Annotated in this window: 9 protein-coding genes; 3 read left to right on the plus strand and 6 right to left on the minus strand. The window is 43.4% G+C overall.

The window, feature by feature from the left end; translation table 11 throughout:
- Positions 1-10 precede the first annotated feature (10 nt).
- Positions 11-496, minus strand: coding sequence for a hypothetical protein (locus tag J7I42_RS07940; protein WP_209138237.1), 486 nt, complete (start codon positions 494-496; stop codon positions 11-13).
- 353 nt (positions 497-849) lie between these two features.
- Between J7I42_RS07940 and J7I42_RS07945 the strand changes: the two genes are divergently transcribed.
- Positions 850-4,083 carry a TonB-dependent receptor gene (locus J7I42_RS07945; protein ID WP_209138238.1) on the plus strand — a complete coding sequence of 1,078 codons (3,234 nt, stop codon included), beginning with the start codon at positions 850-852 and terminating at the stop codon, positions 4,081-4,083.
- Positions 4,084-4,412: 329 nt separating this feature from the next.
- Here J7I42_RS07945 and J7I42_RS07950 read toward each other — a convergent pair whose 3' ends face one another.
- Positions 4,413-5,774, minus strand: a complete 1,362-nt coding sequence (locus tag J7I42_RS07950) for an MFS transporter (protein WP_209138239.1) — start codon at positions 5,772-5,774, stop codon at positions 4,413-4,415.
- A 121-nt stretch (positions 5,775-5,895) separates the two neighbouring features.
- Here J7I42_RS07950 and J7I42_RS07955 point away from each other — a divergent pair, with 121 nt between their 5' ends.
- Both J7I42_RS07955 and J7I42_RS07960 read left to right on the plus strand, forming a co-directional pair.
- On the plus strand, positions 5,896-6,393 hold the full coding sequence (locus tag J7I42_RS07955) for an Lrp/AsnC family transcriptional regulator (RefSeq protein WP_209138240.1): 498 nt from the start codon (positions 5,896-5,898) through the stop codon (positions 6,391-6,393).
- Between the two features lie 268 nt (positions 6,394-6,661).
- On the plus strand, positions 6,662-8,644 hold the full coding sequence (locus J7I42_RS07960) for a T9SS type A sorting domain-containing protein (RefSeq protein WP_209138241.1): 1,983 nt from the start codon (positions 6,662-6,664) through the stop codon (positions 8,642-8,644).
- Positions 8,645-8,714: 70 nt separating this feature from the next.
- Here the strand turns inward: J7I42_RS07960 and J7I42_RS07965 are convergent, their stop codons facing one another.
- The 4 genes from J7I42_RS07965 to J7I42_RS07980 form a co-directional block, all read right to left on the minus strand.
- A complete protein-coding gene (locus J7I42_RS07965) occupies positions 8,715-9,554 on the minus strand; it encodes an oxidoreductase (RefSeq protein ID WP_209138242.1) in 840 nt (279 codons plus the stop codon).
- Between the two features lie 477 nt (positions 9,555-10,031).
- Positions 10,032-10,931, minus strand: a complete 900-nt coding sequence (locus J7I42_RS07970) for a helix-turn-helix domain-containing protein (protein WP_209138243.1) — start codon at positions 10,929-10,931, stop codon at positions 10,032-10,034.
- 133 nt (positions 10,932-11,064) lie between these two features.
- Entirely contained in the window at positions 11,065-11,661 is a 597-nt protein-coding gene (locus tag J7I42_RS07975; RefSeq protein ID WP_209138244.1) for a hypothetical protein, read from the minus strand.
- Between the two features lie 29 nt (positions 11,662-11,690).
- On the minus strand, positions 11,691-13,073 hold the full coding sequence (locus tag J7I42_RS07980; RefSeq protein ID WP_209138245.1) for a serine hydrolase domain-containing protein: 1,383 nt from the start codon (positions 13,071-13,073) through the stop codon (positions 11,691-11,693).
- Positions 13,074-13,112 lie beyond the last annotated feature (39 nt).

Raw genomic sequence — 13,112 nt, forward strand, 5'->3', positions numbered from 1 at the left:
CGCTATAGACCTAATTACACAACTTAATTGAATGGGTTCCTTCAGTGCTGAATTGTATCAACCGGCATTTATTCGCTTTATTGAAATATAGGATCAGACAGCCATAGTTGGTTTGATAGGCATCCCAGGAAGCGTCTTTCATTATGGGGTTACCTAATGTCTTAAACAAACTTCCCCGAGGTGCTCCCAGTAAAGGTACGCTGAGTTTTCCCTTGAAGCCTTCCGTAATTTCCACATAGTCTCTTGCCGTAAAAAAGGTAATGCCTTTGTCTTTGTAATAAACCGCTTCACCACATTTGGCGCTGTCGGTGGTAACACTGGTAAAGCAAGGCCATTTGCCCTTGATCAGGCCTGCAATGGCATTGGGTTTTAGGCCATTCACTTTTCCATCTAAAAGGTCAACTTCAAAAGGGGGACAAACAACGGCGGCTTTTAATTGGGCCTTGGATACGGTAACCAGGCAGATAAATGCTACAAAAAGACTGATCTTTTTCATATTAGTGATTTTTAAAGGGACGCATCCTGGTTCATCACAGGGGCGGCGTTTACAGATATGCAAAATCCTTGCTAGAAAATCAGTTTGAGTAGCATACTTGAAGGAAAATTACATATACAATCAATTTATTTACTTAAATTAGGCTACTGTTAATTCCAGCTATCCGGATCGTGTTCTACGAAGCAGACGCATGAGTGGCCTTCTTTCCATATGTAAAAATCCGGGAACTTACCTTCTGTAAAATGCACAGCATCAATTAATCTGTATCTCATTTTTCGTGCAATGATCCCTCCCTTCAATAGGAAGAAATACAGTACACAAGACTGGTATTCATAAACAAACAAAAAACTGCTATGAAAAGAGATGCTCACAAAAACTACATTTTTGCCCTCCTTGTTTTTTTACTATGTACACCGGCTTTATATTCCCAGGTTACCACTGCTACGCTAAGCGGCATTGTAAAAGATCCAAAGGGAGCGCCTTTGCCATCGGCTACGGTGGTTATTGAGTATCCCGATGCCGGTTTCAAACAAACGTTGGCAACAAAGGGTGACGGCCGTTTTACGGTGCCCAACCTGCGTGTGGGCGGTCCCTATACCGTCACCGTTACTTTTATAAATTATCAGTCATCCCTTACTGATAATGTTTTTTTGGAATTGGGACAGAACAATTCAGTAGAGATTCAAATGCAGGAAAAAGCAGCCGAACTGGAAAAGATAACAGTTACCGGCAGAGGAACCATTTTTGACAATAAGAAAACCGGCGCTTCCACCAACATCACCAGCCGGCAATTACGGGCATTGCCTACCATTTCCCGCTCTGCCGACGATTACATCCGGTTAACACCATCTGCTTCGTTCACGTATAATGGACTTTCATTTGCAGGCCGTAACGGGCAATATAATAACTTCTCTCTCGATGGGGCCGTATTCAACAACCCATTCGGATTGGATGCCCCCACACCTGGCGGACAAACCGGCGCCCAACCCATTTCCCTCGATGCCATCGATCAAATACAGGTGAACATAGCGCCCTACGATGTAACCCAGGCGGGTTTCACGGGGGCAGGGGTGAACACGGTGACCAAATCGGGCAGTAATACTTTTTCAGGAACTGTATATGGATTCTACCGGAATCAATCCCTGACCGGGAAAAAGGTTGAAAAAAATAAACTGGTATTGCCCGACCTGAAACAGCTACAGGCAGGTTTTGCATTAGGCGGTGCCGTTATAAAAAATAAATTATTCTATTTTGTAAGTTTCGAAACTGAACAACGGAAGGACCAGGCCTCGTCCTATGTAGCCCAAAACGGCAGCAATGTTGGTAAACCCAATACCAGCCGCGTGCTGGAGTCGGACCTGCAGCAGGTAAGCAGCATATTAAAAAGCAAGTTTAATTATGAGACCGGTCCCTACCAGGATTTTACATTGGACCAAAAGAATTATAAATGGCTGGTTAAGCTCGATTGGAATATTAATGACAAACACCGGTTATCATTTACGTATAATGGGTTAGATGCGACAAAAGATAAGCCTGCGCATCCCAGCGCCCTCGGCCGGCGGGGCCCCGATGCTACAACCCTTCAATTCAGAAACTCCGGATACGAGATGGTGAACAAGCTGCAATCTTTTGGCGCCGAGTTGAAGTCGACCTTTGGCAGCGACTACGCCAATAAGTTAAGAGTGGTGTATACAACATTCCGGGATAAACGCAATCCGTTTTCCACGCCATTCCCTGTTCTTAATATAACTAAAAACGGAGTGGGGTATATTGCTGCGGGACATGAACCGTTTTCCATCAACAACCGGCTGAACCAGGACGCCTTCCAGATCACCGACAATTTCAATATGTTCTTCAAGGACCATACAGTTACTGCCGGGGCTTCTTTTGAATCGTTCAAATTTGCCAACTCATTTAACTTAGCCGGGTATGGGCCTGCCATATTCGGAAGTAATGATATAAAAACATTTCTCGACAGCGTGCCGGTAAGCGGAAACTATGTTTTTGGCGCTTATCCATTAGACGTGGATGTTAACTATGCCCGCAACAGGGGCATTGCAGACCAATGGACCTGGTATTATTTAACAGTTGCCCAGGCATCTGCCTATATACAGGATGAGTGGCAGGTGGCCGATCATTTCCGGTTAACACTTGGTTTGCGCATGGATATACCATTTTATTTCAACGCCAGCTACCGCAGTCCAATTATGAATGCCGATGGTACGTTCACGGGCAAATATGATGAAGGGGAACCAACTTTACCTAATAAGGATAACCTGGTTTTATTTGATAAAGATGGCAAACAGGTCACCAATGGTCCTGGTAAAGATGTAGATAACACTAAATTACCAGATAAGAAACCATTGTTCTCGCCCCGTTTAGGATTTAACTGGGATGTAAAAGGTGATAAAACGGTGCAGGTGCGTGGTGGGACCGGATTATTTACCGGCCGGTTCCCGTTTGTATGGATCGGCAATCATATAGGCAATCCTACCAGCGGTTTTTACAATGTTACCGCCCGTGATTTTAAATGGCCACAGGTATGGCGCTCCAATATCGGAACAGATGTAAAAATACCATTTGGGACCATATTCACCGTTGACTTTGCCTATACCAAAGATGTGAATGGGATGATGGTTCGTAACTATAAATTGGGAACGCCTACCGGTACTTTAAATTCCGGTACAGGCGATACACGTAAAGTGTACCTGCCAGCCGACCAGGGCACCACCAATGCCTATATCTTTACCAATACCAGCGTGGGTTATCAGTTTAATGGCACCTTCCAGGCGCAACAGGTCTTTAGAAATGGTATGTATGCCATGGTAGGTTATAATTACCTCATCGCAAAGGACGCCAGTTCTATTTCTGCAGAAATTTCAAGTGATGCCTTTGATCGGAATCCAATTTTGAACAACGCCAACCAGGCTGTATTGTCACATTCGCTGTATGGTAATACCCATCGTATTGTGGCTGCCTTTTCAAAAAAGTTTAGCTATGCAGAGAAATGGGCCACTACTGTTTCCTTATTTGGTTCCTGGAATTCAGGAAACAGGTTTGCTTATGTGTATGGTGGTGATATCAATCATGATGGAACCAATACAAACGATCTGCTCTATGTGCCTACAGATGCAGAGATCAATAACATGCCATTTGATCCATTGACCGATGTAAATGGAATTGTTCAGAATGCAGCAGCACAGCGGGACGCGTTCAGAAGTTTTATAAACAATGATAAATACCTGAGCAAACACCGCGGCCAATATACAGAGAAGTATGCGGGGCAAAACCCCTGGTTAAGTCAGGTTGATCTGCGTATTCTCCAGGACCTTATTTTTTCACCGAAACAAAAGCCATCTACGCTGCAATTGAGTATCGACTTTGTGAACATAGGTAACTTACTGAACAGCAACTGGGGTGTGGTGAAATATGCAACAACCTCAGGCTATTTTCAACCATTGTCTGTTGCCTATACCGGAAATACACCGGTTTATAAGTTCGATCCTTCATTGAAATCTACCTTCTCTGCCAGTCCCGATCTTCCATCACGCTGGCAAATGCAGGTGGGGCTTCGTTATACATTTTAGGGCAGTTGATAGAGGTGACGGGGTTGATAGGGTTGATCAGGGTGATAAGGTTTGGAAGTTGGTAAGAAATGCACCCATTGCCCATTGCCTATTCAATGTCGTTTAGTTAATGCTTGTTTAGAGGCATCCCCTCCTGGGAGGGGTAGGGGTGGGTTTATAATGTTAATATCATTATTCTGTGTTTCATAATAGGTTAATCAAATTAATACCCACCCCTATCATCAGTGTTTATGTGCTGCACCCTGCGGCCTCCCGATGCATCGGGAGGATTTAGCGCTCTCCATTTCGCTTAACTAAATGACATTGATTGCCTATTGCCCATTTTCGTTTCACGACTGTATTCTCTTCCGAACCAGGAGTAACCAAATAACACCTGGTAACGCAAAACAGCCAACCAGTAAAACAGAAACATGGTTTACGGTGGTTGTAGTGGCAGTTACTAATTGCATGCCCAATGCCAACAGGGAAAGACCTAACCCTGCCCCAATAAAATAGGAGGTGGTGCAAACGCCGGCAGCTATACCCTGTTGGGCATCGGGTATATCGCGGATGGCAAGGGCTGTTAAACTGGGATAACAAACAGACATGCCACTGCCGGTAACACAGGCAATAGATAATAAGATCAATGACATTGGGTGACCAAAGAGAATGGCTGTCATTAATAATAATGCGCCTGACAACATCAGGCACATACCCAGGATACCGGTTTGCAGGACAGTGAGTTTTTTAAACAATGCCGGCACAACGTAGCGGGACACCAAAAATGACAGCACACTAAAAGGGAAAAGCAGTAATCCGGCATGTGCCGCACTGAAATGCATATTTTGCTGTAATACCAGTGACAGCAGGAACAGGTAACTTAAGAAAAAGGCACCCAATAATATGGTTATTCCATTGCCGGTAATGGTGCCGGTACTTCGGAATAAAGAAAAATCGATCAGCGGTTGCTGGCGGGTACGTTCACGTCGTTTGAAAATATACATGGCTACAACGATCACTACCGTACAAGCAAGCAGCCGCTGATAATTTTTTGAAACCCCGGGAAGGTTATGCACCACATACGAGATCAGTACTATCACTACAGTTAATAATATGCTGGAGATTATATCAGGGAACTGCCGGTGTTTATTAAGAACATCTTTATCGATATACTTATAAGCAAGTATAAGGGCCAAGGAGATCACAGGCACATTGATAAAAAAGATCCATTGCCAGCCTAAATAAGTTGCTACAATACCCCCCAGTGCCAGACCGCAACCCGAACCAATGGCTGCAAACGAACTGAAAATACTTATCGACCGGTTCCGTTCTTCAGGTACAGTAAAAGTATTGGTAATAATAGATAATGCCGATGGCATTACCATGGCGGCTGCTAAACCCTGCAATGCCCTGAACGCGGTGAGCATAATAAAACTGTTCGAAAGACCCGCTCCCAATGAGGTGCATAAGAAAAGCCCGGCACCGGTAAGAAAAATATTTTTGCGACCGAGTGTATCGCACAGTTTGCCGCCTATTACCAGGAAGCCTCCATAAAAAAGCACATACACGGTTTGCACCCATTGAACAGTTTCCGCATCTAACTGAAACTGCTTTTGCATTAAAGGAATGGCCAGGTTGAGAATTGCAATGTCAAGCGCTTCAAAAAATATAGCAGTGGAAGCTACAAGCAATATGATCTGTTTTCTACGCATCGGGTGCCTCAGTTGTTCTGTGCAAAACTATTTATATATTGTTTTGTACGGTTAATAAATAAATATTTAGAACAAATGGGGTAATTTAGAGATATATAAAGGAACAAGTAAATGTTTTTATATGTGTGCAAGATCAAAATCAGAACAAACGGCCAGCGCTGCTATTGTCCTCGATGAAAAAGACTATGCCATTCTTCGTCTGTTACAACAGAATGCAAAGCTTACCGTGCGGGAAATTGCTGCTACTATTCATTTAAGCGCTACCCCGGTTCATGAACGCATAAAACGAATGGAGGCCAGTGGAGTTATTAAACAATATGCAACCCTGCTCGATCACCGTAAGGTTAAAAAAGGCATCATGGTCATTTGTTATATTTCATTGAAAGAACACAATCGCAAAATTGCAAAAGTGTTCATCGATGCGGTGAACGGTTTTCCGGAAGTGCTGGAGTGTTATAATATTTCAGGACAATTTGACTTTATGTTAAAGATCGTTTCGGAAAATATGGAAACGTACCACGATTTCTATCTGCATAAATTGAGTATGATAAAAGGAATTAGTCACACCCAAAGTATTTTTGTAATGGGTATTTTGAAAGATACACACCAGCTTTTGTAAAGATTGCTGGAATATTTAGTAACGGTTATGGTAAAATTAATTGTTTTGTACTTTACTCGGATCTCTTCTCAAATCGCTAACTTGCCTGACGGTTATCCATTTCACTGTTAAGCATCCTTCTATATAGGTCTCCGGCAACTTTCAAATTTTATAAAAGCCAGATAACAAAAGGGAATATAGTGTCACAAAAGATATTCTATGTCTATTACATAGGAAATCTTTTTGTGAAGAAGATCCATTACCATTTCTTAACCATTAAATATTATCTATGCGAAATGTTTACCTCGTCCTGAAAAGGAGTGTAATTGCAGTTTTATTATTGTTTTGTCAGATCGCCATGGCGCACCCTATTGATCGTGGGTTTTCATCAATGGCAGCTGATACTTTACTTCCTGACTCACCTAGAGTAATTTCATTTTCACCTACCAGTGGGAGAAAAGGAACAGCCATAACTATTTTGGGCGTAAACCTTACCGGTACCAGCGTAGTACGCTTTGGTGGCGTGCGGGCCAGTAGTATCGTTATTTATTCCGATTCCATTATTAAAGCCATCGTAGATACGGGTGGAACGGGCGCTGTATCAGTGACCACACCAGGCGGTACTGCCTTAAAATCGGGTTTTACATTTATTCGGGATACCATTCCCCCAACTGATACACCCAGAATTATTTCATTTTCACCCACCAGCGGTAAAAAAGGAACAGCGGTTACAATTTTTGGCGTTCATTTTACCGGAGCTACCGTGGTACGTTTTGGTGGTATCTGGGCCAGTAGTATGACAGTACTTTCAGATTCTACCATCAGGGCAATCGTAGATACAGGTGCAACGGGCGCTGTATCAGTGACCACACCCCATGGTACAGCCTCAAGATCGGGCTTTACATTTATTCGCGATACCATTCCCCCAGCTGATACGCCCAGAATTATTTCATTTTCACCCACCAGCGGTAAAAAAGGAACAGCGGTTACAATTTTTGGCGTTCATTTTACCGGAGCTACCGTGGTACGTTTTGGTGGTATCTGGGCCAGTAGTATGACCGTACTTTCTGACTCAACTATCAGGGCAATCGTAGATACGGGTGCAACGGGCGCTGTAACAGTGACTACCCCCCGTGGTACCGCTTCCAAATCGGGCTTTACATTTATTCGCGATACCATTCCCCCAGCTGATACACCCAGAATTATTTCATTTTCACCCACCAGCGGTAAAAAAGGAACAGCGGTTACAATTTTTGGCATTCATTTTACCGGAGCTACCGTGGTACGTTTTGGTAGTATCTGGGCCAGTAGTATGACCGTACTTTCTGACTCAACTATCAGGGCAATCGTAGATACAGGTGCAACGGGCGCTGTATCAGTGACCACACCCCGTGGTACCGCTTCCAAATCGGGTTTTACATTTATTCGCGATACCATTCCGCCAGTTGACACACCCAGGATCGTTTCGTTTTCACCCACCAGTGGTAAAAAGGGAACAGTGGTAACGATTGTTGGTGTACATCTTACTGCAGCTACGTCAGCAGGCTTTGGCGGTGTTAGGGCAGATACCATTTTTGTTTACTCCGATACCGTGATTAAAGCAATAGTAGGTGCTGGTGCTACAGGCGCTGTATCAGTGACCACATCAACCGGCACAGCTTCAAAATCAGGCTTTACATTTATACCTGATTCAACCAGTGTGCCCGATACTACTGTTCACGACAGCATACCACCGCATATCTTTAAATTTTTCCCAACCAGTGCGAAACGCGGCGACTCGGTATACATCTCCGGCCATTATTTCCTGAATGCAACTGCGGTGAAATTTGGTGGAGTTCCCGCTAATCGCTTCACTGTTTTATCTGACACCCTTATCAGAGCGGTTGTTGACAGCGGCGCCAGCGGAGCTGTTTATGTGATCTCGTCAGTTGGCTTATCTGCTAAAAATGGCTTTACATTTATTCCAGACACAACAGGCACACCAGATTCATTGGCTAGAGTGGTTGTTGCAGGTACAACAGTAAATTCAAAGTTATTTGCCTTGTATCCCAACCCGGCATCTGGTTATGTTATCTGGCAGCAGCCGGCGACGGACCACGTTACCCGTTTGCAGCTGATTGATATGAATGGCAGGATAGTAAACACTGTTTCAATTGGAAAAGGCACCCTGCAAACAACTATTCCTACTAGCGGATTGCCAACCGGTATGTACAAACTGGTATGGAGTGATGGAAAGAACAAACTGACAAAAAGCTTACTGATCAAAAAATAAAAGCGAGAGCTATAAATACAAAAAGCCCAGACCATAAAGTCAGGGCTTTTTTGTTGCGATTGTTATTCAACTATTGATCAAAATCAGTAGAAGTTGCCAGTTCTTTTACCGCAGCCATATCCTGTTGTACAGCTTTTATTTTGACATCAGCAAATTCATAAGCATCCTTACCAAGGAATAAATGCAAGGGTGGTTCTTTTTGTTCGGCAATTTCAATCATAACAGTTGCCGCTTTGGCAGGGTCACCAGCCTGGTTATGGTTGATGCTTTGCGTATGAGCTTGTTGTGAATCACGTACCAGTTTATACGCTTCTATCTCATTTGCTGGAACACCAAGCGAACCAGCCAGGAACTCTGTTCTGAAATAACCAGGTGATACAATGGATACTGTGATGCCAAATGGTTTTACTTCAGCAGCCATCGATTCAGAAAAGCCATGCATGGCGAATTTCGTAGCGGCGTAACTGCCGAAACCGGGAAAGTTACCGGTAAAACCACCAATGGATGCGATGTTAAAGAAATGTCCTGATTGTTGTTTGCGCATATAAGGCAATACTTTCCGGATCACATTCAATACTCCAAATACATTGACGTCGAAATTCTGCCGTACTTCAGCATCAGATAATTCTTCCAGGCTGCCTAGCAGGCCGTAACCGGCATTGTTCACTACTACATCGATACCGCCAAAACGTGTAACCGTATCCTTAATACTTTTTTCTACACTTTTTTCATCTTTAAGATCAACTGCCAGCGGAAGGAATGCATCATTGGTAACACCTACTGCCTGTTGCAGTTCGTTCAGATTTCGGGAAGTAGCTGCTACACGATATCCCTTATTCAACAATGTTTTTACCAGAACAAGGCCCAGCCCTTTTGAAGCGCCGGTAACATACCATATTTTCTTATTCATACTAAGTTGTTTTTAATTTGTAAGGTTTTTAAATGTTGTTGCTCGTTCATGAACTGATGACACAAAGGTATAGAGAGGTTAGGCGTGCATTATTATCGCTTTCAAACAGATAATTGTATAATTCAAATAAGTGTGGCTGGGTGTTATAATGTTTGAATGTTATAAGGTGGGGTGGTATGATAGAGATGATAGGGTTGATAGCGTTGATAAGGTTGATAAAGGATGAATACTGTTAGTATGTTTCCTGAGCTTTATATAATGAGCTGTAAGGAAAGAGATGAAATGTGGACAAGGAAGGCTGATCTGGAGGTGTAAAAAGTTAAAGGCAAGAAATAGAAGGTCATACTTTCTACTTCTTGCCTTTGTATATCTTATTATACCCTGTATTAACTCAGTCAGCTCCGTCAACCCTATCAACTTGCCAACTGGTTAACGTTGCCGCTACTCCCTTCAACAAAATCAACTGTTACCAGGAAATTAATTACGAAAAGAAGAAGGCGTCATACTCGTTTGCTTCTTGAAAAAGTGATTAAAATGTGCTGGCTCTTCAAACCCCAGGCTATAACCGATCTCGGATATATTCCAGTCCGTGTGTTTTAGCAACGCCTTTGCTTCACTCACCAGCCGGTCGAAAATATGATCGGTAGTGGTTTTACCGGTTGTAAGGCGAATGGCACGGTTCAGATGATTAACATGTACCGACAATTGTTCAGCAAAATCCCGGGCCGACCGCAAGGTGAATCGTTGGTTTGGTGATTCAATCGGGAACTGGCGCTCCAGTAATTCAGTAAATACAGCGGTGATGCGTGCATTAGCATCTGTATGCTGATACAGGTTTTCAGTAGGCTGCATCTTCAACGCATAATGGATCATTTCCATAATATAGTTGCGGATGAGGTCGTACTTGTAAACGTAGTCAGATTTGATCTCATCGATCATCTTCTCAAAGATCTGACTCACAAATTTATCCTGCGTTTTATCCAGTGCGTAGCTGGGTTTGTTACCTGCAATAAACATGGGGAGGTCTTTGATCCCGCCACGAATGCGTTCAGTAAAAAAGGCTTCCTTGAAAATACAAAAGGCTCCTTTGGGTTCATCGGTCAATGGCTCAAAGGTGTAAGGAACATTGGGGCTGAAAAAGATGAGGGTAGAACCCGTTACTTCAAGGCTCTTTTCTGCATAATGATAAACATAAGGCCCCTGCATCAGGGCTATCTTGTAATAATCGCGCCGGGTATATTCAACCGGTGTTTTGCCCTGACCTACACAATCCTCTACCTTGAACACGTTAAAGTGCCCGATATCTTTTTTCAGGTTATCCGGTAACCAGTTCATTTTCTGGCGATAAAAATCTTCCAGTGTTTCTGTCTTGGCCATATGGTAAATTTAGGCAATTTGTAGTTTTAAAAGGCTGATAGGTATCAGCCCTTCCTTGTAAAATTACGACGGCCTCCCGGTAGTCACTTTATAGGATTCAAACAAAAGATTGCAAAATTCAAACAATTGGATGCTAGTCGGCCATGTCGCAATAAAGGGCATGGGTGCTGTCTTTTGAAAAGTAAAGGATTAGATCATGATTGGGATCGATGGGATACTTACGCAGCGCTTTACAGCCTTCCCCTAGATTTTGTAACTTAAACCAGGCTGGCTTGGGACCATAGGCAGGGACGTTGATTTCAGTGATCACTTTAGCCGGCACATCTCCACGCGAGTCACCCTCCTTTAAAAATGGAGTGAGTTGTTTTTTATCAATGATGCGCCTCAATTCCCCGGGGCAGGTTGAAAATTCAAGCCAGATACAACAATCTAGCCGGGGAACAACCTGGTCCATACTATTGGTTACCCGTACGCAGCTTGCTTCCGGTGCATCAAACAGTGCGGTATATATTTCCAGACCGGTACGTTTTGCAAATGGATTTTTGGCATCTTTTATTACCGTGTATGCTTTTTTGGCAATTATAACTCCGATATATAATCCACCGCCAATAGACAGAAGTAGTGCAAGCAGGGAGAAATAAATCAACTTCCGTTTTTGTTTTACAATGCCTGAAATTAAAAGAACAAGGAATAGTACAAACAGCCCGATGGTTAATATAAAAATGGACATAGTCGGTAAAGTTAAGTTTTTTGGATTGATTAGTTTTTTATAGCGGCGATCACTTCCTTCAGGTATTTGTTTTCATCAACCGTGCGAACCCCCAGCCGCACGATTATCAGTTTTTTAGAAGGGATTATGAAAATGTTCTGACCGCCATAACCATCGGCAAAGTACATATCGGCCGGTGCATCGGGAAACCAGCGTTTGTTGGGGTCTTTGTCATCAAGCCCGTTCAACCAGAACTGGTAACCGTAGCGGAGCTGTTTATTGGCGGGTGCGGGTTGAACCGTTTCTTTTACCCAGTTTACCGGTAACAGCTGTTCCCCGTTCCATACGCCATTATTATAATACAATAACCCAAAGCGCGCAAAGTCGCGGGCACTGGCATAGCTGTAAGAAGAAGCGACATAGGTGCCGGAAGCATCGGGTTCCAATACCAGGGAATACATATTGATCTTATGGAATAAGGCATTATAAGGAAATGCCGCATATATGGAATCCCCCACCGTTTGCCTGATGATACGGCCAAGGATGTTGGCATTCCCACTGGAGTAATTGAAAATGGTGCCCGGTTCATATTTCAAGGGCAGTTTGGCAGTAAAACCGCCCATGTCGGCCCGTTTGAACAACATATTGGTAGCCTCGCTGGGGCTGTTGTAGTTCTCGGTGTAATCCAGTCCCGAAGACTGCTGTAATAAATTTTTAAGCGTGATCTTTTCCTTATTGGTATGTTGCCATTCTGGTACAGGCGCAGGGGAATTGGGATCCAGTTTGCCGGCTTTCACCAATACCCCAATGATTGCAGAGGTTAAACTCTTGGTCATTGACCAGCCTATCATTACCGATTTTTTATTGAACCCGGGAGCATACCGTTCGCCAACAATTTTTCCATCATATACAACCAGGAAGGCACGGGTATAAGCAGGGTCGCCTTTTTTTGAAGGCATTTGCATCGCGTTGTCAACAGCCTGTTGTAAAGCTTTGTTATCAACAACAGGCGAAATGCTATCGGAGATCTTATCACCATAAGGCCAGGCAATAGTATCCACGTTTTGAGAAGGAATGACTGGTAAAGAAAAATGTTGTTTTCGAATTTCGGCTTCAGAAAGATCATTCACCAGAGTGCAACCCAAACCTGTTCTGTAAATAGCTTTACGTTTGGCAAAACCCCATACCGACCCAGTTACCGATGAATCTTCCGGATTAATGGTATAGGTCCCTTTTGAAACAGGAAAAAAGCCCAGTTCTTCTTTTAATACGCTTTCGGGATTCCGATGTTGCAGGTAAACTGCCGATGCCATATTCTTGGCCCCGTATCCGCTGATAATAGGAAAGGCCCGCCAGGCATACCAGCCGCCATAAGCCAGTGCCACTACCAACATCAGTAGAACAAAACGGAGAATATTTTTATACAATTTCATAGTAAGGTTTTAAAGCAAGGCAATAAATTTCGCACATAA

The sequence above is a fragment of the Niastella soli genome, from assembly GCF_017742245.1.
In the GTDB taxonomy this organism is placed as follows: Bacteria; Bacteroidota; Bacteroidia; order Chitinophagales; family Chitinophagaceae; genus Niastella; species Niastella soli.